This is a genomic window from Actinomyces qiguomingii, from assembly GCF_004102025.1.
GTDB lineage: Bacteria > Actinomycetota > Actinomycetes > Actinomycetales > Actinomycetaceae > Actinomyces > Actinomyces qiguomingii.
In genome coordinates this window covers 1,127,876-1,151,668 of record NZ_CP025228.1, presented here as the reverse complement: position 1 = coordinate 1,151,668, position 23,793 = coordinate 1,127,876, and the positions used below count along the sequence as shown (strand labels likewise).

At 67.5% G+C, this 23,793-nt stretch carries 20 protein-coding genes and 1 pseudogene; 4 read left to right on the top strand and 17 right to left on the bottom strand.

Annotation, left to right across the window (positions count from 1 at the left end):
- Positions 1 to 122: 122 nt before the first annotated feature.
- Together nrdR and CWT10_RS04685 are read right to left on the bottom strand one after the other, a co-directional pair.
- The gene (gene nrdR, locus CWT10_RS04690; protein ID WP_103063566.1) at positions 123 to 608 is read right to left on the bottom strand and encodes a transcriptional regulator NrdR; all 486 of its coding nucleotides are present in this window, start codon (positions 606 to 608) and stop codon (positions 123 to 125) included.
- 172 nt (positions 609 to 780) lie between these two features.
- The gene (locus CWT10_RS04685; RefSeq protein ID WP_103063501.1) at positions 781 to 1,617 is read right to left on the bottom strand and encodes a LysM peptidoglycan-binding domain-containing protein; all 837 of its coding nucleotides are present in this window, start codon (positions 1,615 to 1,617) and stop codon (positions 781 to 783) included.
- 219 nt (positions 1,618 to 1,836) lie between these two features.
- Here CWT10_RS04685 and lexA point away from each other — a divergent pair, with 219 nt between their 5' ends.
- The gene (gene lexA / locus CWT10_RS04680; protein ID WP_103063500.1) at positions 1,837 to 2,598 is read left to right on the top strand and encodes a transcriptional repressor LexA; all 762 of its coding nucleotides are present in this window, start codon (positions 1,837 to 1,839) and stop codon (positions 2,596 to 2,598) included.
- A gap of 347 nt (positions 2,599 to 2,945) precedes the next feature.
- Here the strand turns inward: lexA and CWT10_RS04675 are convergent.
- The 5 genes and pseudogenes from CWT10_RS04675 to hflX form a co-directional block, all read right to left on the bottom strand.
- Positions 2,946 to 4,273 (bottom strand): annotated as a pseudogene (locus CWT10_RS04675) (IS3 family transposase).
- 274 nt (positions 4,274 to 4,547) lie between these two features.
- The gene (locus CWT10_RS04670) at positions 4,548 to 5,540 is read right to left on the bottom strand and encodes an L-lactate dehydrogenase (RefSeq protein WP_416171714.1); all 993 of its coding nucleotides are present in this window, start codon (positions 5,538 to 5,540) and stop codon (positions 4,548 to 4,550) included.
- Between the two features lie 713 nt (positions 5,541 to 6,253).
- A complete protein-coding gene (locus CWT10_RS04665; protein ID WP_103063498.1) occupies positions 6,254 to 6,478 on the bottom strand; it encodes a hypothetical protein in 225 nt (74 codons plus the stop codon).
- Between the two features lie 1,110 nt (positions 6,479 to 7,588).
- Positions 7,589 to 9,664, bottom strand: a complete 2,076-nt coding sequence (locus tag CWT10_RS04660; protein WP_483396347.1) for an ATP-dependent DNA helicase — start codon at positions 9,662 to 9,664, stop codon at positions 7,589 to 7,591.
- Between the two features lie 5 nt (positions 9,665 to 9,669).
- A complete protein-coding gene (gene hflX, locus CWT10_RS04655; protein ID WP_103063497.1) occupies positions 9,670 to 11,304 on the bottom strand; it encodes a GTPase HflX in 1,635 nt (544 codons plus the stop codon).
- Between the two features lie 154 nt (positions 11,305 to 11,458).
- On the opposite strand from hflX, the gene CWT10_RS04650 reads away from it, so the two are divergent.
- Together CWT10_RS04650 and CWT10_RS04645 are read left to right on the top strand one after the other, a co-directional pair.
- Complete coding sequence (locus CWT10_RS04650) at positions 11,459 to 12,871, top strand: MFS transporter (protein WP_103063564.1); 1,413 nt, start codon at positions 11,459 to 11,461, stop codon at positions 12,869 to 12,871.
- A 48-nt stretch (positions 12,872 to 12,919) separates the two neighbouring features.
- Complete coding sequence (locus CWT10_RS04645) at positions 12,920 to 13,531, top strand: class I SAM-dependent methyltransferase (RefSeq protein WP_416171713.1); 612 nt, start codon at positions 12,920 to 12,922, stop codon at positions 13,529 to 13,531.
- Positions 13,532 to 13,673: 142 nt separating this feature from the next.
- On the opposite strand, the gene CWT10_RS04640 is transcribed toward CWT10_RS04645, so the two are convergent.
- The 3 genes from CWT10_RS04640 to CWT10_RS04630 form a co-directional block, all read right to left on the bottom strand.
- A complete protein-coding gene (locus CWT10_RS04640; protein WP_233188196.1) occupies positions 13,674 to 14,156 on the bottom strand; it encodes a 2-thiouracil desulfurase family protein in 483 nt (160 codons plus the stop codon).
- A gap of 225 nt (positions 14,157 to 14,381) precedes the next feature.
- Entirely contained in the window at positions 14,382 to 15,077 is a 696-nt protein-coding gene (locus tag CWT10_RS04635) for an ATP-dependent Clp protease proteolytic subunit (RefSeq protein ID WP_103063494.1), read from the bottom strand.
- Position 15,078: 1 nt separating this feature from the next.
- Positions 15,079 to 15,717, bottom strand: coding sequence for an ATP-dependent Clp protease proteolytic subunit (locus CWT10_RS04630; protein WP_103063493.1), 639 nt, complete (start codon positions 15,715 to 15,717; stop codon positions 15,079 to 15,081).
- A 324-nt stretch (positions 15,718 to 16,041) separates the two neighbouring features.
- Here CWT10_RS04630 and CWT10_RS04625 point away from each other — a divergent pair, with 324 nt between their 5' ends.
- Positions 16,042 to 16,395, top strand: coding sequence for a cupin domain-containing protein (locus CWT10_RS04625; protein ID WP_103063492.1), 354 nt, complete (start codon positions 16,042 to 16,044; stop codon positions 16,393 to 16,395).
- Positions 16,396 to 16,422: 27 nt separating this feature from the next.
- Here CWT10_RS04625 and CWT10_RS04620 read toward each other — a convergent pair whose 3' ends face one another.
- From CWT10_RS04620 to CWT10_RS04590, 7 genes are all read right to left on the bottom strand, one after another.
- Positions 16,423 to 17,211 carry a hypothetical protein gene (locus CWT10_RS04620; RefSeq protein WP_128683289.1) on the bottom strand — a complete coding sequence of 263 codons (789 nt, stop codon included), beginning with the start codon at positions 17,209 to 17,211 and terminating at the stop codon, positions 16,423 to 16,425.
- A complete protein-coding gene (locus CWT10_RS04615; protein WP_103063490.1) occupies positions 17,208 to 17,921 on the bottom strand; it encodes a fluoroquinolone export ABC transporter permease subunit in 714 nt (237 codons plus the stop codon). Before CWT10_RS04615 ends, CWT10_RS04620 begins: the two co-directional genes overlap by 4 nt.
- Positions 17,918 to 18,769, bottom strand: a complete 852-nt coding sequence (locus tag CWT10_RS04610) for an ABC transporter ATP-binding protein (RefSeq protein WP_103063489.1) — start codon at positions 18,767 to 18,769, stop codon at positions 17,918 to 17,920. Before CWT10_RS04610 ends, CWT10_RS04615 begins: the two co-directional genes overlap by 4 nt.
- Positions 18,762 to 19,436, bottom strand: coding sequence for a TetR/AcrR family transcriptional regulator (locus tag CWT10_RS04605; protein ID WP_244936777.1), 675 nt, complete (start codon positions 19,434 to 19,436; stop codon positions 18,762 to 18,764). The genes CWT10_RS04610 and CWT10_RS04605 overlap by 8 nt, the downstream gene beginning before the upstream one ends.
- Before the next feature lie 817 nt (positions 19,437 to 20,253).
- Positions 20,254 to 21,696, bottom strand: coding sequence for a trigger factor (gene tig, locus CWT10_RS04600; RefSeq protein WP_103063488.1), 1,443 nt, complete (start codon positions 21,694 to 21,696; stop codon positions 20,254 to 20,256).
- A gap of 229 nt (positions 21,697 to 21,925) precedes the next feature.
- On the bottom strand, positions 21,926 to 22,225 hold the full coding sequence (locus tag CWT10_RS04595; RefSeq protein ID WP_103063487.1) for an FMN-dependent dehydrogenase: 300 nt from the start codon (positions 22,223 to 22,225) through the stop codon (positions 21,926 to 21,928).
- Positions 22,226 to 22,285: 60 nt separating this feature from the next.
- Complete coding sequence (locus tag CWT10_RS04590; RefSeq protein WP_168190784.1) at positions 22,286 to 23,632, bottom strand: amino acid permease; 1,347 nt, start codon at positions 23,630 to 23,632, stop codon at positions 22,286 to 22,288.
- Positions 23,633 to 23,793: the final 161 nt, after the last annotated feature.

Below are 23,793 nucleotides of genomic sequence, written 5' to 3'. Positions count from 1 at the left end.
CCCTCAGTGTGCCACGCAGATTCACGCACTCGCCTGAAGCCACCGGCAGTACCCACGCCCGGCCCGTGTCATGCAGAACCAGGCGGGTCGCGCGACTGCACAGCTCGGCGCCGTCGTACAGCTCAGCGCGTCGGAGAGTCTCCGGCCGCGTCGGAGCCCTTGGCGTGCCGAGTGCGCAGGTCGGCTATGGCGGATTCGAAGTCGGCTAAGGAATTGAAACCGGAGTACACGGAGGCGAACCGCAGGTAGGCGACCTCATCCAGTTCTTGCAGCGGCTCAAGAATCGCCAACCCCACCTCGTGGGAGTCAACGATGGCGTGCCCCCTTCCACGAACGGCCTCTTCGACCCGGTGGGCCAGCAGCGCCAACTGGTCGTCGGTGACCGGGCGCCCCTGGCAGGCGCGACGCACACCTCGAATCACCTTCTCACGGGAAAAGGCCTCAATGACGCCGGAGCGCTTGCGCACAGACAGGCTGGCCGCCTCAATGGTGGTGAAGCGCCTGCCGCAGTTAGTACATTGGCGACGACGGCGAATCGATGCGCCGTCCTCGGAGGTGCGCGAGTCGACGACGCGCGATCCGCTGTGCTGACAGAAAGGACAACGCACGCCGGCCACCTCCGATTCTCCTCGCTGTGCGTACGGTTCGGAGGGTATGTGTCCGGCAGGACAATTCGCAAGCGTTTGCCGCGCGTCGCCTCTACCGGAGCCGTCGACGCGCCCCATCACCGCATCGAACAACCTCATCAAACCAGAAGAACCGGAAAACGACGCCGAAAGCTCAGTCAGCCGGGACTATGAGCGTCTGACCGGCCTGCAGCGTGGAGCTGGTCAGCCCGTTCAAGTCGACGATCTGGGACATGACCTCATTGACGTCACCGGCGCCGGTGGCCACGGCGATGTCCCACAGGGACTGGCCAGACTGTACGACGGCGGTGGTGGTCGCGGCAGGGGTGGCGTCGAAACCGGAGGCCACGATGCCGCTGGCTACCGCCAGGACGACAACCAGCACCAGAGCACCGAGGGCGAACAGCCGCCGCACGACGCCCGGCAGGCCGACCGCATCGCTTCGGCGTGGGGCCCGGGAATGCGTCTGCGCGCGACCAGATGTGGAAGTCTGCACGGCAGGAGATACCACCTGCTCATGCGCCTGTCTCCGACGGCGAGCGCGCACGGCCGGATGGGCGGGCGCAAGCGCATCCACGGAATCTGATCGCACACCGAGCTCCCGCACACCGACGCCGGTGACGAGCACCGGACGGGCCGCCGCGGCGGCGCTGACTTTACGCGAAGACGCACTGCCTGGGGAAACACTGCCCGGCGACGCAGTGCCCGGGGACACGCTGCCCGGCGACGCCGTACGGCCTCGGTGCGGAGGGATCGGCCGCCGAATCAGCTCCCGCGGCGAGTCTGGGATTGGTGCCGGGGTCGGCTCGAAGTCGGCGTCGACGCCCCCGGGCACCAGACGCAGCCGAGGCCTGCCCCATTTGCCCTCAGGCGTATCGGCAGGTGCGGAGAACCTGGACACGGCACCGACCACAGACTCAGCGGGTGTCCGCCCATCCTCGACCGATACCAACCGAAGGTGCGGCGGCAGTGGCGCGGTGAGAGCGCTCATGAAACCCTCCTAGAACATACGTTCGACGAACGCCTGTTCGATAGATTAGCGGTTCACGTCCGACACGTCCAGAGCGTTTTCGAACACATGTTTGATCACTTGGACGATCGGCCGTAGTCTTGACGGGACCAGGCCATCACGGGCCACCGACATGAATTCGGGCTCCTTAACCGGCACCCGGCCCCGAGCCGCCGGAAGCCCGGGAATGAGGGACAGGCGATGAGCGCGAACACCGGTCCGACGGGCCGCCGCGACACGAGCACGGCAGCCGATCCCACCGCCGATGCACTGCACCGCCTGGATGCACGCGCCCGCGCCGTGTATGAGTCGGTACGCGAGGCCGTCGCCGTCCACGGTTACCCACCATCCATGCGAGAGATCGGCGCCCAGGTGGGCTTGACCAGCCCCTCCTCGGTCAAGCATCAGCTGGACAAGCTCGAACGCCTCGGCCTGGTGCGGCGCAATCCCAATCGACCACGCGCCTTGGAAGTGGTGACTCCTGCGGTCACGCCGGACGAGCCGGACACCTTTGTTTCCCCCGCCGCACGCGTTTCCGAACCCTCACTGCCGCTGCTGCCCGGCGTCGCCGACGGCGAGGCAGTGGCCGTGCCGCTGGTGGGGCGCATCGCTGCGGGTTCACCGATTTTGGCCGAGCAGGACGTGGAGGACGTGCTGGCCCTCCCCCGACGCCTGACCGGCGACGGGGAGTTGTTCATGTTGGAGGTTCACGGCGACTCCATGATCGATGCGGCCATCTGCGATGGCGACTGGGTGGTCGTACGTGCTCAACCGGATGCAGACAACGGCGACGTCGTGGCCGCGATGGTCGACGACGTCGACGGCGCCTCCGCCACGGTCAAGGTACTCTCCCGCAAAGACGGCCACCAGTGGCTGCTGCCACGCAACCCCGACTACGCCCCTATCCCCGGCGATGCGGCCACGATCATGGGCAAGGTAGTCACGGTACTGCGGTCCCTATAGTAGGCATCCGCCGGACGCCCCCTCACGTCCCCCGTATGCGGGTTATGGGATATGGGTGTCGGCGCGAACGCGTGCGCCGCCCGACCTTCGACTACAGCGCCCGGCTGCGGATGGACCTCCGGGCTGCGAATAGACCATCTGGAACACACTCTCAGACGGTTCAAGCACAGGGACGCGGTCCAAGCACAGGGACGCGGTCCAAGCACAGGGACGCGGTCCAAGCGCGACGCCGGCAGCCAACCGGGCCCACACCCACCACCGCCAACACCCACCCATACCCAATATGGACCAGGCGCAAACTCGCGTGGTCGGGGCTTGCCCCTGTTTTGTGGACACGAGGGTTTGGTTCATGCGGCGTGTTCCAGCATAGTGGCTGGCGTCGCGGGTGTGTAGTGGTTCTCGTAAGTGTTCGGGGGCAGGTTCTGGCAGTAGGAGTGTCTGCGGACGGTGTTTGTTGCGGGTCAGCCACCGGAACGCCTGACGGCGGCAGGTGGTCTCGTCGGGCCAGGCGCGTTGGTCCATGAGCACTTCCCGCTTGAACGCGGCATTGAAGGACTCCGCCAGGGCGCTGGTTGGCGCTGGTGCCCACCGCACCCATCGACTGGGTAACCCCAAGGTCCTTGCAGGCCTTGTGAAACGCCGAAGACGTGTAGACGCTGCCGTGGTCGGAATGGAAGACAGCCCCTTTAAGGCTCCCGCGCTCACGCGCGGCAGCCTGTAGGGCGTCGACGACGAGGCTGGTGCGCATGTGGTCGCGCACAGCCCAGCCGACCAGGCGCCTGCTGTAGCAGTCGATGACGGTGGCCAGATACAGGTTGCTCCCGTCAGCCAGCGGCAGATAGGTGGGGGCACCTCCCACGCAGTGGGGGAATGTCGCCCACGTACTTGCGGTTGGGGGCATCGGCGGCGGTAGTCCCGCCCCAGCAGGTCGGGATACCTTGGACGCCGCCTGGTCCGGGACAGTGGTACGCACCCGGCGCCGCTTGCGGCACCCCCACAATGCCGCCGGCCCGCATCAGGCGGGCAACCCGCCTTGCGGTTGATCCTGCTCCCGCCGGACTCGGCCTGCTGGTCGCCTGGTTCGGCGGCGGGTCCTGGGAGCGCCCATGGCCCGGTCACCGGCATTGATGGCCCGTATCCGCTCGGTCAGGGCGGCATCTGCCGCCGCCCGCTGCGCCCTGTTGGGAGCACCTGCCTTCCAGGCGTAGTAGGAGGAGCGGGCTACCTCCAGCAACTCACAAAGCCGCTCCCGCCCCATGGGTGGCTGCATGGTCGGCGACGAACTGGAAGCGGCTCACCAGATCGTCTCCCCCGCGAAATACTTGGCCGCCTGCTGCAAGATCTCCCGCTCCCGGGTCAGCTTGGCCCGCTCCGCCCGCAGGGCGGCGTTCTCCGCCTCCAGGCGGGCGACCCGCTCCTCCATCGACTCCTCGGCTGGCGGCTGGGTCCCGGTCCTGTCCCCGAGGTCGGTCTTGGGTTTGAGCGGGCTGGGGGCCGGTGCCCCATCCGGACCGGTCTTACCTCCGGTGCCCCACCGGTGCAGCCAGCCGCGCAGCGTGCCCCGGCAGACCCCCAGGTCCTGGGCGATGCCGCGCACGCATCGCCCCCGGTGTCGTCTCGTACAAGTCCACCGCCTGACGACGCAAGCTCCTGCCGAGTAACTCTTCATAACCATAGTCAGATCATCTCGCTCTCCCCAGCCCCGCAGGGCCGGAATCAGCGTGTCCAACAAACAGGGTCAAGGCCCGTCTGGCCGTCCGATCGGCACCCACCCACACCCATATGGACCAGGCCCTCATACCCGAAGAGCCCTTAAACCACAAAGGAGGGTCCGACCCCACCGGAGTCGAACCCTCCTTTACCTTCCGGCCAATGACTGTGATGTATCAGGCCGAAGCCAACGCCAAGGCTCCCGCGGACGCACACACTCCTCGGCTTTGCCTGCCGGATTAGTAGCCCAGACCGCGAGCCACCTCGCGCAGGCGCTCGGCGGAGGCAGTCAGCCGGTCGCGCTCATCGAGCGTTAACGGCAGCTCCAAACGACGCCCGGCGCCCTCGCGGCCAACGATGGTGGGCACCGCCATGCACACGTCGGAGATACCGTGCCAGTTATCCAGCAGCGGCGAGATGGTCAACACGCGCTGCTCGTCGTTGAGGATGGCGCCGATGATACGGGAAACGGCCAGGCCGACGGCATAGTTGGTTGCACCCTTGCCCTCAATGATGCGGTAGGCGGAGCGGACCACATCGTGGGCGATGCGGTCACGCTTGGCCTGATCGAATACGCCGCCGTCCAGGGTCTTGCCCCACTGGGTGACCGGCACGCCGCCAATCTCGGTGGAGGACCACAGGGCGACCTCTGAGTCGCCGTGCTCACCGGCGATGTAACCGTGGATGTTCTGGGTCGCGGTGCCGGTCTCCAGGGACACCAAGTACCGCATGCGGGCGGTGTCCAGGACGGTGCCGGAGCCGAAGATCTGATTCTCGGGTAGACCAGTGATCTTCTTGGCACAGTAGGTGACCACGTCTACCGGGTTGGCCACCAGCAGGAAGATCGCGTTCGGAGCCACCTCTACGAGCTTGGGAAGGATCTTCTCCATAATGCCGACGGTGGCGCCGGCTAGCTCGAGGCGGGACTGGCCGGGCTTCTGCTTGGCGCCGGCAGTGATGGCCACGACGTCCGCGTCGCGGCAGATCTCCGGGTCGTCCGAGCCGGAGACAGCGCCGGCGGAGGTGAACTGGATACCTTGGGCGATGTCGAGAGCCTCAGCCTCAACCTTCTCCTTGACGATGTCCTGCAAGACGATCTCTCGAGCGACGCCCTTGGTGACACAGGCGTAGGCGAGCGTGGACCCAACCGCGCCAGCGCCGATGATAGCGACCTTGGAGGGACGGCCGGAGCGAGCCGTCGGATACGAACCTTGAGCACTGTTGGTAATCATGGGGTCTGACACTGTGTTCCTCCGAATCTGAACGGTTGTCAGGTTGGTGAGCTGGCCCACCCACGGCCTAGCGTACGCGGTCAACCCCGACGGCGCACTGAGAATTGACGCGAACACAACCGCGATGTGACGTCAACCACATTCCTATTTACATTATCGCAACTATCGTACAACATCGAACCCACGATGGTTAGGGCAACCACACCCCAAGAGCTACCATGAAACGGCGCACATATACGCGCTCTTGCCTTTCATATCCATAGCAGTGCAACTAGCTGTGCTTGCGTTGGTTTCCACAATTGACTCCACACTCAGATTGGCATTGTTTTTGGGTCACGTCCGCCTTATAGCCACCTCGCTGCCGCGTTATCACTGCCGGTTTTAGCAGGAGCCATACCTCGGGCGCTGGCACGTGGTCGCATTACCGAAAGCGGTTGCTTCGGCTCTCTTTTCTTCTTTCTTCGGCCCGGGTTCGCCGATTGCTTATTGTGTGCGATAGGGCTCTTCCGGTTTGAGGGTGTTGGCGGTGGTGGGTGCGGGTTCGGCCGGCTGCTGGCCGCGTACTTGGACCGCGTTACTGCGCTTGGACCGTCTGAGAGCGCGTTTCAGGTGGTCCAACCGCAGCCAGTCGGTCCAACGGCAGCCAGACGGTCCGGGTGTGGGGGTGCTGACTCGGGCCGGTGGGGTTGCCGTGGACGCCGGCGCACCCAAGGTCAACGGTCAAGATGCCCTAGGCCGCGGACGTCGCCGGCATGGCCGGCAGCCAGGCCCGGCATGCCAGCGGGCCGGGCCTGGCCGCGGGCGGGTTCATCGCCAAAGACGTCCCAGCCGATCGGACAACGGGGCCAGTCGGCGGCCAGACGCCCTGGCTTGCCCACCACATCAGGGCGGTAGGCCAGCACCTGGGAGCCAAAAGTGTCCAGAATCGGCACAAACACCCCACCCCTCCCAACAGGCGCCCTCAGACTCATTGGAACCATGCAGACCTGGTGAGCGACGTCGGGCAGGGGAACATCGTTCGTGCCGAATCCGGACACTTCCCCCACCCCGCCAACCCCACCAACCGAACTCGATCGTCATATCTACCGAACTCGACGGTTATTTCGACCGAACTCGATCGTCATATCTACCGAACTCGATGGTAATAACGACCGAACTCGGCGAACACGGCTCGACCGGAAGAGCCGAATTCAACCCGGGCTCGGTCTTTCATCGGAGCTGGGTGCGCTTGTGCTGGGCCTGGGTCCGGCCTACATTCAGGCTGATTCAGCACTCGGCACAGGGGGTGCTGTGATGGCCTGGTATCCCATGAAAACGCCCAGCCGCGGGGGAACTGGGCACTCGTCTCGGCGGCCCGGCCAACCCGGGCACCTGGTTACCGCCCCCCCACCACTTGCCAACCTAACCGATGCCGACCGCCCGCGGCGAGGCGTTCGCGGGAATCGGACGCTTCAGCTACACCCAAAGGCCATGAGCAGGAACCAACCAAGCCTCGACGCCAGAGGCCGGAGTCACCTACTACGCCGGTTCATGCTGTAGTACGCCACTTAGGTCTTTGCTGAAGGACTCAAAACCCTTCAACACAAGTCTAACCGGCGTAGCAGACACCGAAGGAGCGCACCCAACAGTCAACCGACGTAACCCACGGCACCATGACGGAGCGAGCACCCAACACACCCCACACCCACCACCCACCACGCCCACACCCCCACACCCGAACAGCTAGTAGAGTCGCTAGAAGTCGATGTGCGGCTGCAGTCACTTACGCATGAGCGAGCACAGCCTGGCCATCCATCGCTCCTTGCACCACACACCTGAGACGCCATCCAGGCCCGCCTGACAGTGGTGGCGGCGTCGCGGCTCGCCCGTCCGCCACCTACAAAATGCCGCCGGGATGAGCATAAGGCGGCTCGTGCGCGGGCCCAGGCCGCTCAAAGAACTCACCATCACCAGCTAAGGCCACCGCATCACTCAAACCAACTCGCTCAGACCGTCCGGCAAGTCATCACTGACTGAACCCTGCGGGCTCTAAACCGGCACGGCTCAGGTCAGGTAGTGGCTGCCAGCCGTTCCAATGCCCCCAGAACGACGTCACGATCCCGAGTGGGCCACAGCGGCGGCATGGAGCGGGCCAGGAAAGTCCCGTAGCGGGCGGTGCGCAGCCGCGGGTCCAGGACGGCGACGACACCGCGATCCTCAGCCCGCCGCACCAGTCGCCCGGCGCCCTGCGCCAGCAGCAAGGCGGCGTGGGTGGCCGAGACGGTCATGAAGCCGTTGCCGCCCGCGGCAGTGACGGCCTCACTGCGTGCCTGGGCTACCGGGTCATCGGGTCGGGGGAAGGGGATCCGATCGATTACCACCAGCCGACAGGTGCGTCCGGGCACATCCACCCCCTGCCACAGCGACAGGGTCCCCACCAGGCAGGCGTCCTCATCGGCTGCGAAGGCCTCCACCAGTGTGGGCAACCGGTCCTCCCCCTGGGCGAAAATGGTCAACTCGGTGCGCTCGCGCAGCACCGCGGCGGCCTCCTCGGCGGCTCGCCGGGAGGAGAACAGCCCGAGCATGCCGCCGCGACTGGCGCGGGCCAGGGCCACCACCTCCTCCAGGGTGGCCTGCGAGATACCCACCCCGGGCCGAGGCAGGTGGGTGGGGGTGTACAGGATCCCCTGGCGTGCATAATCGAAGGGAGTGCCGACGTCGAGCCCTTCCCACCCGGAGTCGACCAATGTCAGCCCGAGGGCGGCCGCCATCGGGTTGAAGCTGCCGCCCAGGGCGAGGGTGGCGGAGGTGAGTACTGCGGCCCGGTCGGCCAGCAGCGTGTCAGCCACCGAACCGGCCACATCTATGGGTGCCAGCGTCAACCGGGGTGGCTCTTGGCCCATGCGCGGTCGCTCAACCCAGGCCACGTCGCGCCGCCGGGCCACCGAGTCTGAGGTCATGCGTTCCACAACTTCGGTCATATCCGCCACGGCGGTGCGGGCCAGCGCCACTCCCCCGGCGTCACCGGTCACCTGCCCGCCGCCCTGGTTCGCCGCGCGGGCGACCTCGCGCACGTCGGTAAGCACCTGCCGGCAGGCCGCCTCCAACACGGTGAGGGCGTCCGCGAGCGCGGGCGGCAGCCCATTGGCAAGACGCCCATCGGGCAGGTCCGCCAGGGCCAGCTGCAGATTCTGTCCGACCTCCTCCAGTTCGTTGACCAATACGCCGGCGTGGCGCCGGGCGGTGGTGGCCACGCGCGCAACAGCCGCCGCCGACAGGCTGGCGGTGCCTTGGGAGCGCACCCGGTCTGCCAGTTCATGGGCCTCATCGATCACCAGTACCTCGTGCTCAGGCAGTACCCCGGGATTACCGGCCACCGCAATGCCGAGCATGGCGTGATTGGTAACCACCACATCCGCCTTAGCGGCCGCGGCGCGCGCGAGTACGGGGAAGCACTCGTCATGTAGGGGACATTTGGCGCCCAGGCACTCGGCTGCGTTGACGGATGCTTGCGCCCAGGCGCGATCGGAAACGCCAGGCACCAGGTCATCCCGGTCGCCGGTGTCGGTCTGTTCGGCCCACTCGCGCAGCCGCACCACCTGCTCGCCCAGGCTCTGCTCGGCGCCCTCACCTATACGGGCGCGGGGGGTGGCCACTGCGGCTGAGAAGAGGGTGTCGGCGTCGTCATCGGGATAGCCGCCGGCCAGGCGGTGGCGGCACAGGTAGTTCTGCCAGCCCTTGAGCAGGGCGACCACGGGTCGGATGCCCGTGACCCCTTCGACGGCGTCGGCGGCCAGTGGGGCATCCTTGGTCAGCACCTGGCGCTGCAGGGCCAGGGTGGCGGTGGACACAACCGCACGCTCACCGGCGTCGACGGCGTGAACCATGGCGGGTACCAGGTAGGCCAGTGACTTGCCGGTGCCGGTGCCTGCCTGGACCAGCAGGTGGATTCCGGAGCCAATGGCGCGGGCCACGCGACGGGTCATCTCCGTCTGTCCCTCCCGGGGGCGGCCACCGAGCGCTGTGACGGCGGCGGCCAGCGCGGCCTGGGAGCGGTCCGCGCCGCCCCCGTCCGCCTCTCCCGGTCGGGCCGATTCGCTATCGCCGGCGCCCTCAGGGCTGCTGGGCGCCTCGGTCTCGATCACGGCACCTACTCGTCATCGACGGCGGGTGTCGGCACGGCGGCATCGACGGCGGCCAGCTCGGCTGCGAGGGCGGCGTCGACGCGGGCGACCACATGGGTGCCGGACTCTACGTATTCGACGACGTCAAGGTCGCCGTCGGCGTGCACGCGGGAGACCAGGTCCCCGCGCGAATAGGGGACGACGACGTCCACGGCCACGTCGGGGCGTGGCAGCATGGCCTCGACGCGTTCACGCAGTTCTCCCAGTCCCTGGCCGGTGCGGGCGGAAACGATGACCGCGTCGGGCAGGCGGGTGCGCAGAGCAGCCAGCGTGACGGCGTCGGCAAGGTCGGCCTTGTTTAGCACGATCAGCTCCGGCACGTCCAAAGCGCCGGGGATGTCCGCCAGGACGGCGTGGACGGCGGTAATCTGTCCGAGCGGATCGGGGTGGGCAGCGTCGACTACGTGCGCCACAAGGTCCGCTTCGGCGACCTCCTCCAGGGTGGAGCGGAAGGCCTCGATCAGCTCGTGCGGCAGATTGCGCACAAAGCCGACGGTGTCGGTAAGGGTGTAGATGCGCCCGTCGGCGGTCTCAGCCTTGCGGACGGTGGGGTCCAGGGTGGCGAACAGTGCGTCCTGCACCATGATGTCCGCGCCCGTCAGAGCGTTCATCAGGGAGGATTTGCCGGCATTGGTGTATCCGGCGATTGCCACCGCGGGGATGGGGCCGCGCCGCCGAGAGCCACGCTTGACCTCACGGGAAGGAGCCATGGCCCGGATCTCACGCCGGAGCTTGGCCATGCGCCGGCGGATGCGGCGGCGGTCTAGCTCGATCTTGGTCTCGCCGGGGCCGCGTGAGCCGATTCCCTGACCGCCGGCAACGCGCCCGCCCGCCTGGCGGGACATGGACTCGCCCCAGCCGCGCAGGCGGGGCAGCAGGTACTCCAGTTGCGCCAGCTCCACCTGGGCCTTGCCTTCGCGGGACTTGGCATGCTGGGCGAAGATATCCAGGATCAGGGCGGTGCGGTCCACCACCTTGGCATCCACCGCGTCCTCCAGGGCGCGCCGCTGGGAGGGGGCGAGCTCGCCGTCGACGATCACCGTGTCGGCCCCGGCGTCGGCGACCATCCGGCCCAATTCCTTGGCCTTGCCGGACCCGAGGTAGGTGGCCGGGTCGGGGTGGTCGCGGCGCTGGATGAGCGCATCGAGCACCTCGGAGCCAGCGGTTTCGGCCAGGGCGGCGAGCTCACGCAGGGAGGTCTCGGCGTCCTGGCCGGCGGCCGCCGGAGAACCCGAGTCGGGGGGCGCGCCCGGCCCGGGCAGTTGGAGTCCAACCAGGATGACGCGCTCCAGGCGCACCTGCCGGTACTCGACCTCGCTGATGTCCTCTTGCTCGGTGGACAGTCCGACCACGCGGCGGGTGCCGGCGCGGGCCTCGCGCTCCAGGGCGCCAGCATCTTCGGCGTCGTCGTACTCGCGCCGTCCTGCGGTGGAGGCCAGGGCGGTGCCGGCGCGGGAGCGGACCCGGGAGGCCAGCATCGCGGCGGGGTCGGTGGCGTTGTTGCCGGGAAGACCGGCGTCGTTGTCGGCGATGACGGCGTCATCGGCGCTATCTGTGACCGCCGGGTTGGCGGAGTGGCTGTAATGCTGCGTGTTTTCCATGCGGGCTCAAATGGTACTGCCTGACCACTTCCCTGCCGAGTTCCCGGGGGCGGCGTTCGCCCACGGCGGTCGCGCCACGACGCATTCCGGACGTCGATCCCGAACCCTGTGGCAGATGTCCGCCGCGATTTCCGGGACGGTTATGCTCGCAGGCATGAGTTCCCCAGAGTCAGACCTCGAGTCGGACCTCGAGTCAGACCTCACGGCATCGTCCCCACCGCCGTCGCTGCGCGCCCTGGTCACTACGCAGGTGGGGCACCTGGCCGCCGCGATGCTGGTGGTGGAGTTGCTGGCCGGCATGCAGACCTACATCAATCAGACCGTGCTGCCGCTGGTGGCCACGGATTTGGGAGCGCGCGCCCACTACGGGCTGGTGACGGCTGCCGCCATGGTGCCGACCTTTCTGACCATGCCGCTGGGCGGCTCCATGCTGGCGCGTTGGCGGGCCGACCGGCTGATGACCGTGCTCACCGCCGTGCTCGTTGCTGGCGCGGTAACGGGGGCGCTGGCACCGAACATAGCCGTATATGTAGCCGGGGAGGTGCTGCGGGGGCTGGCGGCCGGGGCTCTGGCCACGGTGAGTATGGGGGTGCTGGTGGCGGGCCTTCCGGAGGCGTGGCGGCGGCTATTCCTGGCGGCTGGCTCGGCCACCTGGATCGTTTCCTCCTTCCTGGGCCCGGGGTATGCGGCCGCCATCTCCCAGAACTGGGGGTGGCGCTGGGCGCTGGTCGCCTACGTGCCCCTGCTGGTGGCGGCCCGATTGGTGATGGCACGGGAGATCCGGGGCCTGCAAGTAGAGGATGACGAGTCCCGCCCGCCGCTGGTGCCGGCCCTGGCCATGGCCGCCGGGGTGGCGGCCATAGGGGTCGTGCCGGCGGCGTCGACGCTGTTCCTCCCCGTGGGGGCCGCCTCCGTCGCCGTGGTGGTATGGGCCTGTGCGCGGGTTTTCCCGACAGGAACCATGCGACTTGGGCCCGGACGGCGGGCGGCACTGGCCACCCTCGCCTGGTTGTGTGCCGCATACTTCACGCTCGACTACCTGGTCTCCCCCGCCGCCCATGACGTGCTCGGTCTGGGCCCGACGGCGATCGGTTGGGCGCTCACATGCGCCGGGCTGACCTGGTCGTCGATCGCCATTCGGATGGCGGCGCATCCGGCTCGTGAACCGGCGCATTATCGAACGCGTGTGGCAGCGGGCGGGGTGTGCTTCGCCGTCGGCGGGGCGCTCATGACCCTGGCCTTCGCCGGACCAGTGCCCTGGTGGTGCCTGCACGTCGGCTTCGCCACGGCGGGAGCCGGGATGGGGCTGACGCATCAGGACACGATGATCCGTTGCGTGACTGCCCCGGAGGATCTGGGCCGAGCGCCCGACGGCATCTCTCCGGCACGGGCGGCGACCTCGGTGACAGTGGCCAACGCGGCCGGCGCCGCGACTCTGGGCACGCTGACCACAAACTTCGTGGCCCCGACCGCCGCCGGCGTACAAGCTGATCTGTTGGTGCCGACGACGGTGGTACTCACCCTGGCCCTCGCACTCACCCCCCTGCTGGCCCGTCGTGCGGCCTGATGCCGGCCGTCGATGACTACCGCAGCCCGCCCCGGTAGGGTCGGGCGCGTGAGCGAGCAGCACTACTTCACCGCCTCCCCCGAATCCCCCGCCGAGGAGCGCCGGCACCACTTCTCCATCCGCGGCGTCGAGCACGACGTGACCACCGCCGCCGGCGTATTCTCCGCCGACCGGCTAGACCTGGGCACACGTGTGCTGCTGCGGCAGGTGCCCGAACCCCCGCTAACGGGCACCTTCTTAGATCTCGGTTGCGGCTGGGGGCCGCTGGCCCTGGCCCTGGCCGACGCCGCCCCGCAGGCCACGGTGCTGGCCACTGACGTCAACGAGCGTGCCGTGGAGCTGACCGGCCGTAACGCCTTAGAGGCCGGACACACCCACGTGCGCGCCGTTGCTGCCGACACGCTGTTGGAGGAGCTGCGCAGTTCGGGCACGCGCTTGGACCTGATCTGGTCCAACCCGCCCATGCGGATCGGTAAGCCCGCGCTGCACGCACTGCTGGCGGATTGGCTGGGGCTGCTGGCCGACGACGGGCAGGCCTGGCTCGTTGTGCAGAAGAACCTCGGTGCTGACTCGCTGGCGAAGTGGCTGGGCGATCAGGGCTGGACGGTCAGCCGGGAAGCCTCCTCCAAGGGTTACCGTCTTCTACGCGTCACCCACTAACCACCGAGACCGGTCGAAATAACCATCGAGACCGGTCGAAATAACCATCGAGACCGGTCGAAGTGGCTAGTCAGGGGTGGCTCAGACAAGCGGCTGGAGGCGCCTGTTAAACGTCAAGCGGACACACGGCCAATTCTCCCGGCTAGGCACGGCGTTCCCAGGCCGCTCCCGTGGTGACGACGGCGATCCCGCGGCGCCGCAAAGCAGCCGTCAGCACTCCGCATCCCTCCTTACGTCGGCCGCTGTGTGTGCCGTCGTAGATACTGCGTACGCCACATGAGGGGCTGCGCTCCTGCAATATGGCTGCAGGGCAGCCAGCTTGCGCTGCCACCGTAGCCACCGCATCGGCACCCCGGAGGAAGGCGTCGGTCACATCCTCGCCATCGCGAGTGATCACGCGGGCATTCCCGTCGAGCACATCATCACCGTCTCCTCCGACGATCTCCGCAGGCGAGCGTGGAATCGGCAAGCCACCCATGACCTCGGCACACAACGGCAGAGCCAGTCCCTCGGCGGCCAGGCCGGCGACGTCGCGGTCCGACTTGGCGACGCCGTCGTACCGGCACGCATAACCGGCCAAGCAGGCACTGACAAGTAGCGGGCCGACCGGGGAAGAAGAGTTCACGGCGGACAGCCTAGTAGATCGATTCGCGTCGACATCCCGAGGTGGCACCCGCGCAGCGCCGCTTCTCAACACGTTACTTGTACCGAACTCGACGGTCATTACGACCGAACTCGACGGTAACTTGTGCCGATCTCGGTGAAGTGGCGAGCAGGGGCGGCGCCGGAAACCGACACCGCCCCGTCCTGCTCAGTCCGTCCGGGCCTGCGGCGCCCGAACTCCGCTCGCCTATGCAGAGTGCGGCGAGGCGGGCGCCTTGCGGGAGGACAGCACCTGGTCGACGATGCCGTACTCCTTGGCGGCGGTGGCCGTCAGGATTGTGTCACGCTCGAGGTCGGCATGGACCTTCTCCACCGGCTGACCGGTGTGGAATGCCAGCGTCTCCTCCAACCAGGTACGCATGCGGTCGATCTCATCGGCGATGATCTCGATATCGCTGGCCTGGCCCTGCACACCCTCCATGGCTGGCTGGTGGATCAGCACGCGGGCATTGGGCAGCGCCAGGCGCTTGCCGGGTGAACCCGCTGCCAGCAGCACCGCGGCAGCGGAGGCCGCCTGCCCGAGGCACACGGTCTGCAACTGCGGCTTGATGTACTGCATGGTGTCGTAGATGGCCGTCAGCGCCGTGAAGGAGCCGCCAGGGCTGTTGATGTACATGGTGATCAGGCCGTCGGGGTCCTGAGACTCCAGTACCAGCAGCTGGGCCATGATGTCATCGGCGGAAGCATCGTCGACCTGCACGCCCATGAAGACGATCCGGTCCTCGAACAGCTTGGCGTAGGGATCCTGCCGCTTGAAGCCGTAGGCGGTGCGCTCCTCGAACTGGGGCAGCACGTAGCGAGCCTGAGGCAGGGACTGCGGGTTGATACCCGCGGCCTGGACCTGCCGGGCGACGGCGTCGAAGTAGGGCCGAGAGCTCGTCATGTCAGTTCTCTCCGTTCTGGTTGCCGATCTCGCGGCTGGAGCTCACGATATGGTCGACGAAGCCGTACTCCAGGGCCTCGGTCGCGGAGAACCAGTGGTCGCGGTCGGAGTCGCGGATGATCTCCTCGACCGTATGGCCTGTGTTCGCGGCGGTGATCTCGGACAGCTCCTGCTTCATTTTAATGATCAGGTCCGCATTGATGCGGATGTCGGTGGCCGAGCCGCCGGCGCCACCGGAGGGCTGGTGCATGAGTACTCGGGTGTGCGGCGTGATGTACCGCTTGCCGCGCGCCCCGGAGGACAACAGGAACTGCCCCATGGAGGCGGCCAGACCGGTGGCGACGGTGACCACATCGGGCTGGACGTACTGCATGGTGTCATAGATAGCCATGCCGGCGGTCACCGAGCCGCCCGGTGAGTTGATGTACAGGTAAATGTCTCGGTCGGGGTCCTCGGCCGCCAGCAGCAGCATCTGCGCGCAGATGGCATTGGCGTTGTCGTCGCGCACCTCGGAGCCGAGCCAGATGATTCGTTCCTTGAGCAGGCGGTTGTAAATGGAGTCGGTCAGGCCCAGGCCCGTACCTGATCCGTCGGCGGCGGCCGGAGTAATGGCCGCCGTAGGCGTGTGGAGCTCGCTCACGTCAGTCCTTCCGTGTTCGGTGACGCCAACGCTAACCCGCCGCCCGTCCAGCCCATGCCCGAGATCGGGGACTTTTCGCTTACGGCCCACATGACGACGGCGATGCTTGCCCCTTCGACCCATGCCGCGGACGTCAGACGCGGCCCGGCGTGACGGTGGACGACACCTGGGCGGCTGCGGTGTGCCCGAGCCCACCGCTTCGTCGCCCCGCGATGCGGGTAGCCTCGACTACAGGATTTGAAACGGCTCGACCGGGGATAATTAGCCCCTCCGTGAGCGCACGCCAAGTCCGCGAACGATGTGTCCGTAAAGGAAGGAAACGCCATGCCCACCACGCCCGTCTCCGAGTCCCTGTTCCGCCTCGGCCTGAATGAGGCGCTGCCGGTCAGCGAGGAGGCGACCACTTCTCGCGTGGTGGTCAACAACGCCGTCCTGCGTACCGTCATCTTCACCTTCGACGCCGGCCAGCTGCTCACCGAGCACGCCTCCACCAAGGCCGTGGTGGTCACGCTGTTGGAGGGCGAGATGGACTTCACCGTGGCCGGGCGCACCGAGCGCATGCGGGCCGGCGACGTCATCTACCTGGCCCCGAACGACCGCCACGCCCTGACCGCCGTCACCCCGTGCCGGATGCAGCTGGTGATGGTGGAGGTCGAGGATCGCGACACCCAGGACTGACGCACCCGGCGAACCAGCCGCGGCGGCTCAGCGTGCAGTTCTAGTGACGCGATGCAGGCAGATCGCCACGAGCAGGACGCCGACGGCGACCGCACCGGCCACCCACGGCTCCCACGCCTCGGCTCGGATCATCGCGGCATGCGCCCGCAGGGGCCACCACGATGGCACCAGGGCGGCCAGGAGGCTCCATGACCCGTCTCGCCCCATTACGAGGGCCGGCAGCACCAGCAGCACGAATCCCAGTTTGATCGCCGTGACCGCCTGGATCGTCGAATCTGTGAAGGCGGCGAGCGCCAGGGCGGTCATACCCGCCAAGGGCGCTGCCGCCAGGGCCAGGCCCGCATCCGCCGCCCAATCCAGATGGTTCAACCCACCCACACGTAGTCCCAGGACAACGAGCGGAGCGGCGAGCCCCGACGCTACAACGGCGCGCCAGACCAGGTAGCCGCGCAACGAGACCGGGGTCACCGCCACGGCCCGCCAGGTGCCGTCCTCCTTGTCCGCCAATAGCATGAAGCCGACCACGGTTCCCATCAGCACGGGAATGATCACGGCGAATGCCACCGCGCCCAACGGCTCCAGCCAGGAGCCCGCGTTTAGGCCAAGACGTGAGAGCGCGCCGACCAGCCCCGGGGCGGCCAGGCGCAGCACCGGGGCGACGGCGAGCGGCAGCACCGCCATCCACGACAGCAGCTCATCGCGCGCCAGGCGGCGCAGGTCCAGTGGCGCCAGGCGGGCCAGCGCCCGAATCGTCGCCGCGGTGCGGATGTCATTCGGAGTTCCGGACTCGGTGCCGGCCATCCCCCTGCGTCTCATGGCTTCTCCCCGGCCTCGATGCTCATCGCGTGCAGACGCCGTCGAGCGACCGCCATCCCCACGGCGGCCCAGAGCGCCCCGACGACGACAGCGGGCACCGACAGCGCGGTCGTAGCGCGATCGAAGGCTACCTCCACGAGGATCACTGCGGGCTGCAGGGGGTGGAGCCACAGCCACCAGCCGCCGCCCAGCCCCATAAGGGGCAGCACCGGCACGATGAACACCGCGGTCCACAATCCCGAGGGCAGCAGGAAGGCCGCCGCCGTGTCGTATCCGGCCACGACGCTCACTCCGTAGAGCACCTCGAGGGCGGCCAGCACCAGTACGCCCGCGATCAACGCCGGCCAGTGCCGCGGCAAGTCGCCGGCAACCAGCACCAGCACCGCCGACTCCAGCACCGCCAACGCCCCGAGGGAGAGCATCAGGGCGGCCAGGTACTCCTCCTCCCGCGCCGGCGTGAGCGCTCGGGCCGTCAGCATCCCCTCCCCCCGCTCGGCCAGGACCTGCACGGCGGCGAAGTAGAAGCAGGTCACCGTCAACTCACCGAGGAGAAGGATCGGCCACCAGCGGGTGGGCTCCACCCCCAGGCCCCGTACCATGCCCGCCACCACTGCCCCGACCAGCACCGCCACCGACCAGTAACCGCCGACCGCCTGGCGCCGCAGATCCAGCAGGAGAGTCGCCGCCGTGCGCCGCACTGAGTGCCTCACGACAGCTCCCGCCCCGTCACCGCTCGGAACACCTGGGCCAGGTCGGCCTCCTGGCTGTGGAGCGCGCGCACCTCGTGGTTACGCAGATCGCGGTGGAAGCCCGGGTCATCCGCCAGGCCGTCGAGGGGAAACGCGGAGCGGCCCCCGTCCCAGGTCAACACCACCTCGCGCCTGCCGTGGCGCCGCCGCAGCTCGTCGGGCGCACCCGTCTCGACGATGGTGCCGTCGACGACGAAGCCGACGCGGTCGCACACCTCCTGGGCGAGGACCATGTCATGGGTGGTCACCACCACAGTGCAGCCGCGCTCGCGTTCGCGAGTGATGAGATCCGCCATCCGGGCTGCGGCGACCGGGTCCAGGCCCGAGCTCGGCTCGTCTAGGAAGAGCAGTTCAGGACGGTGCAGCAGGGCCCGCGCGACGTTCAGTCGTATCCCCATGCCCTTGCTCATGGCCGCGGCGCGCAGGCCGGCGTCCTGCGCCAGCCCGAGTAGCTCCAGCAGTTCGTCCGGCGTGCGCGTGTCTGCCGAATACATGCGCGCGAAGTAGGCCAGATTCTCCCGCAGGGTCAGGCAGCCGACGGCCACCGGGTGCTCGAAGCCCACCCCGACGCGCTCGTACAGTTCACGGCCCCATGAAGACAACTCCCGCCCGAGCACCCGAGCACTGCCCGTGGCGCCGCGCAGCAGCCCGGTCAAGACCCGCTGCAGGGTGGACTTGCCCGCACCGCTCGGTCCGAGCAGGCCGACCACCTCCCCGACGCCGACCGTGAGGTCGACCCCGTGCAGGGTGGGGGCGGCTCCGCCCCGGTAGGTGAAGCCGAGGGAGCGGGTGGCGATCGCCTCAGCCATGAGCCCTCCCGCCCGTGCGGTTCTGCGGCTGAGGCATCAGGGCGGCCACGAGCATGGCGACGATGTCATCGGCCACCGCCGCGATCTCGGGACGCTCGAAGGCACTGCCATCCGTGGCCGCCTGCTGCGGACTCACCTCGAACCGGGTCGCCACGTACTCGGGCACGCTCAGCAGTACCTTCTCCAGCATCCAGGCGGCGGTCTCGGGGTCGACGTCACCGCGCAACTCGCCGCCGTCCTGCCCGGCGGCGATCGCCGCCGCGGCCCACTTATGCACGCCGGCGTCGATGTTCTCATCCGACCCGAGTGCGGCCGGGGCGTCGTCCGACAGTGAACGCGCAAGTACCTCCCAGGCACGGGGATCGCGCCGGTAGAAGTCCCGGCTGCCCAGCACCATTGACCTGAGCACATCCTCGAAGGGCGCCTCGGGCACCGGCGCATCGCCGACACCTATCCGCGCGCTCATCAGTTCGCGCACCAGGTGGAGGTAGGCGTCGCGCTTGTCCTCGAAGTACTGGTAGAAGCTGCCCTTCGAGATCCCGGCGGCGGCAGTGATGCGATCGACCGAGGTCTGCGCGTAGGAGTGCGCCGCGAACTCCGTCTTGAGCGCCTCCATGACGCGGGCACGCTTGTCCCGCGGGAGGTTGAGGAACGTCTCCTTGGGCACGAGTCCTCCGTCCATACGATTATGACCGTCCAGTCATATGACTGTTGAGTCATACACTACTTCAGGCGGAGAGGTGACGCAATACCAGCTCTTCCGGCTCAGCTGCGCGTGCCGAGTTCGGCAGATATAACCATCGAGTTCGGCAGATATAACCATCGAGTTCGGCAGATATAACCATCGAGTTCGGCAGATATAACCATCGAGTTCGGTCGGTGGGGCTAGCGGGCCGGGGAAAGTGTCCAAAATCGGCACAAACGATGGTCCCGCACCCGAAGCCGCCCACCACGCCGCATAATCCCAAAGTTTCCGAGGGCGCCACCCGCGCAGACAGCCCGTTCGTGCCGAATCCAGACACTTCTGGCTCAAAGATGCCAGCCAACCGCCCTACTACGGCCACCAGGCCGCACATCTGGCCACCGACCCGAACCCCGGGGCAGCGACACCGGACGCCGACACCGGACGCCGACACGGAGAACCGACCCCGCTGACAGTCAAAGACAACCAACCAGACCTGAAAGCAACACCCTCAGCACTACCGCAGAAAAACACCCCCCAGCCCAAAGAGCCAGCCATACCAACCGAACTCGGCAGTCATACCGACCGAACTCGCAGTCATACCGACCGAACTCGGCAGTCATACCAACCGAACTCGGCAGTCAAATCGACCGAACTCGGCAGTCATACCAACCGAACTCGGCAGTCATACCAACCGAACTCGGCAGTCATACCAACCGAACTCGGCAGTCATACCGACCGAACTCGCAGGGAGGGCCCGCGCCTGACGGCACGGGCCCTCCCTGAGCGTTACGTACGGGCGTCACTCGGCGTCGTCGGCACTTTCCGCCGAGGCGGAGGAGGCCGAGGAACCGGAGCCTGCGGAATCGTCATCCACGTCGGCCGGGGACACGACGACCTCCGTGTCCACCACTCCATCGACGGCGGCCTCCGCCGCGGCGGCTGCATTGACCTCAGCGTCGAGCTCGTCGGAGCCGATGAAGTCCGTCAGGTCTACCGTCTGGCCGTTGGAGTCCTTCACCGCCACCTGACGCAGCCCCATCGCCAGCGACTTGTTGCGGGCGATCTCGGAGACGAAGGCGGGAATCTGGCCGGCCTGCTGGGCGCCCTGCATAAACTGGGCCGGCTCCATGCCGTACTGCTGGGCGGTCTGCATGAAGAACTCCAGCAACTCGTCCTGGGTGACGGACACGTCCAGGGACTCGGCCAACACATCCAGGAGGATCTCGTCACGCACACCCGAGATGACATCGTCCCGGATCTCCTCGGCGTGAGGGTCGTCCTCCGCCTTGCCCTCGGCCTCAAGATGCTGCTTGATCTCATCCTCGACCACGGCGTCGGGCACCTCGAAGGAGACGGCCTCCCGCAGTCGCTCCAGCAAAGTATCGCGTGCGGCAACGGCCTGGTCTCCGACCTTGCGCTCGGTCACCTGTCGACGCAGATCCGCAAGCAGCTCATCCAGCGTGTCGAATTCGGAGGCCTCCTCGACGAAGTCAGCATCCACCTCGGGCAGTTCACGCTCCTTGACGGCGGTGGCGGTGACCGTGACCTCCGCCTCCTCACCCGCGTGCTCGCCGCCGGCAAGCGCGGTTGTGAAGGTCGTTGACTCCTCTGCGGTCAGGCCGCTCAGGGCATCATCCAGACCCTCGAGCATGTTGCCCTTACCGATCTCGTAGGACACTCCGGACACGGAGTCGACCTCCTCGCCGTCGATGACAGCCTTAAGGTCGATGGTGACGAAGTCACCGGTCGCGGCAGCCCGGTCCACGGACTTCAGCGAGCCGAAGCGGGCACGCAGCTTATCCAGCTCGGCATCCACATCCGCATCAGTGATCTCGACGGCGTCCACGGTGACTTCCAGGTCGCCCAGTTCGGGCAGCTCAAACTCCGGGCGCACGGTCACCTCGGCGGTGAAGGTTAGCTGACCGCCATGCGGACCGGTGACGTTAACCAGCTCAGTTACCTCGATCTCCGGCTGGCGCATGGGCACGCGGCCGGACTCGGTGAGGGCGTCGCGGTAGAAGTCGGGAAGTGTGTTATTGACCGCCTCCTGGATGACGGAGGCGCGTCCCACGCGCTGATCAATGATCCGCGGCGGGACGTGTCCGCGGCGGAATCCCGGGATCTGGACCTGGGAGCCGATCTCCTTGTAGGCGGCGTCGAGGCTCGGCTCCAGCTCCTCGTAGGGGACCTCCACGGTCAGCTTGATACGCGCGGGGTCAAGGTTCTCGACGGTGCTCTTCACGGGGTTCTACTCCGAATGTGTGACTGCGACTGGTAGGTGCGGGGCCGGCGGCCCCTGGCGGACGCCCGGATGCGGCGTCAATTCCGGGCCATCCTAGGGCACGGCTCGGGTCAGGTGACAAATGAGCCCACCCACAGACGACGGGAACTGCTCACATTCGACTCCCAGGGCACTACGGTCCGCGTCCATAAACCTCGGGATCAGGGATCCCGCCCCGCATCCAACATGCTCAGGCATCCAGTGCGACGGGCGCGCTTCGTCCGCCCACCACCTTGGCGAGCACCTGCTGCGGGACGACGGCGGCCTCCCGCACCCCCGCGATGATGCGCCCATGGACGGCGCGGGCATCGGCGTCGTCGGCCCCGGTGAAACGGACCGTGACGCGCGGCCGACCGCGCACGACGTCGATTTGGAAGGCCTCCAACGTGGTCGAGGCGGTCACGGCGGTGCGGGCGGCGGTCTCCACGTCCTGCGGGCCGCGCCCCGGCAGCAGGTCGGTGACGGTGAGAATGGTGCGATATGAGGGCATGGCAGGAGCCTACGGCGCGCCACGGACCGCGGTCCTGGCTGCCCTGCGCCGTCGTTCGTCTCAGGCCCTCACCCAGCCGCGGCGCAGTGCCAGTGCGTGCCCGGCGTAGCACAGGGCGACGAAGGGTACCGTCCAGTACAGCGCGGAGCTCTGTTCGGGGTCGAAGACGATCAGGAGGCAGGAGGCGGCCGAGCCGACGAAGGCAGCCAGCGGCACCCAGGGGTACCCGGGCGTACGGTAGCCGAGCTCGGCGACATGGTGCCCGGATGCAAGCCAGCGACGTCGGAAGAGGAATTGGCAGGCGGCGATCGCCATCCACACGATCACCACCGCCAGCCCGGAGACGGACACCAGCGCCAGGTAGACGGTACGCGCAGCCACCACCGAGCTGAGCAAGGCCAGTAGGCCGCCCACCATGGACAGCGACAAGGCCACCACGGGCACGCCCCGCCTGGTGGTATGAGCGACCACGGCCGGCACGGTGCCCTCATTGGCCAGGGACCACAGCATGCGGGTGGAGGCGAACAGACCGGAATTGGCGGCGGACAGGATCGCGGTGACGATCACGATGTTCATGATGTCGCCCGCGTGGGGCACGCCTATCATGTCCAGCACCGTAACGAAGGGCGAGTTGTCCACGCCGGCGTCCTGCCAGGGGATGAGCGCGGCCATGACCACGATCGAGCCGATGAAGAAGACGGTCAGTCGCACCACCGTGGTACGGATAGCGCGCGGGATGTTGCGGCCGGGGTCGGTGGTCTCCCCTGCGGCCACGCCAATCAGCTCGGTGCCGGAAAAGGCGAAATTGACGGTGAGCATGGTGGTCAGCACCATCCCGAAGCCGTTGGGGAACCAACCGTCCCGGATGAAGCTGCTCAGCCCCGGAGAGGAGGAGCCATCGGCCATGGGGATGATGCCGATGATCGCCAAGCTGCCGAGCACGATGAAGGCAATGATGGCGAAGACCTTCACCCCCGCCAGCCACGACTCGGCCTCGGCGAATACCCGCACCGAGAAAACATTGGTGGCGAAGACCACAACAATGAAGATCGCCGACCACATCCAAACCGGCGTGGCAGGGAACCAGTGGCGCATGATGGCGCCAGCTGCGGTGAACTCCGAGCCCAACGCGATGGTCCAGGTCAACCAGTACAGCACCGCCACCACGAACCCGGTGCCGGGACCGATCAGCTCCTTGGCGTAGACATGGAAGGCACCGGTCCAGGGCATGGCCACACTCAACTCGCCCAGACACAGCATGACCAGGTAAACCAGCAGCGCGCCGAGGGCGTAGGCGAGTACGGTGCCCAGCGGGCCGGCCTGGCTGATGGTGTAGCCGGAGGAGACGAACAGGCCGGTGCCGATGACGCCACCGAAGGAGATCATGGTCAGGTGGCGCGAGCTCATCTTGCGCTGCAGGCGGTCGTGCCTGTGGGCGTCCTGGTCCGCATCGGGCAGCGGTGCCGGCGCCTGCCCGGTCGAGAACCCCGTTGGTGAGGCTGACGATGGCGACGAGGTGGCCGGCGCAGGATGATCAGTGGCGGTGTCGGGTTCGATTGCCATGGGAC

Bases quoted from the DNA above. Each gene is read 5' to 3' on its own strand.
- CWT10_RS04685 (WP_103063501.1), bottom strand. From the start codon at position 1,617: ATGAGCGCTCTCACCGCGCCACTGCCGCCGCACCTTCGGTTGGTATCG.
- lexA (WP_103063500.1), top strand. From the start codon at position 1,837: ATGAGCGCGAACACCGGTCCGACGGGCCGCCGCGACACGAGCACGGCA.
- CWT10_RS04670 (WP_416171714.1), bottom strand. From the start codon at position 5,540: ATGATTACCAACAGTGCTCAAGGTTCGTATCCGACGGCTCGCTCCGGC.
- hflX (WP_103063497.1), bottom strand. From the start codon at position 11,304: ATGGAAAACACGCAGCATTACAGCCACTCCGCCAACCCGGCGGTCACA.
- CWT10_RS04650 (WP_103063564.1), top strand. From the start codon at position 11,459: ATGAGTTCCCCAGAGTCAGACCTCGAGTCGGACCTCGAGTCAGACCTC.
- CWT10_RS04635 (WP_103063494.1), bottom strand. From the start codon at position 15,077: ATGACGAGCTCTCGGCCCTACTTCGACGCCGTCGCCCGGCAGGTCCAG.
- CWT10_RS04625 (WP_103063492.1), top strand. From the start codon at position 16,042: ATGCCCACCACGCCCGTCTCCGAGTCCCTGTTCCGCCTCGGCCTGAAT.
- CWT10_RS04620 (WP_128683289.1), bottom strand. From the start codon at position 17,211: ATGAGACGCAGGGGGATGGCCGGCACCGAGTCCGGAACTCCGAATGAC.
- CWT10_RS04610 (WP_103063489.1), bottom strand. From the start codon at position 18,769: ATGGCTGAGGCGATCGCCACCCGCTCCCTCGGCTTCACCTACCGGGGC.
- CWT10_RS04595 (WP_103063487.1), bottom strand. From the start codon at position 22,225: ATGCCCTCATATCGCACCATTCTCACCGTCACCGACCTGCTGCCGGGG.
- CWT10_RS04590 (WP_168190784.1), bottom strand. From the start codon at position 23,632: ATGAGCTCGCGCCACCTGACCATGATCTCCTTCGGTGGCGTCATCGGC.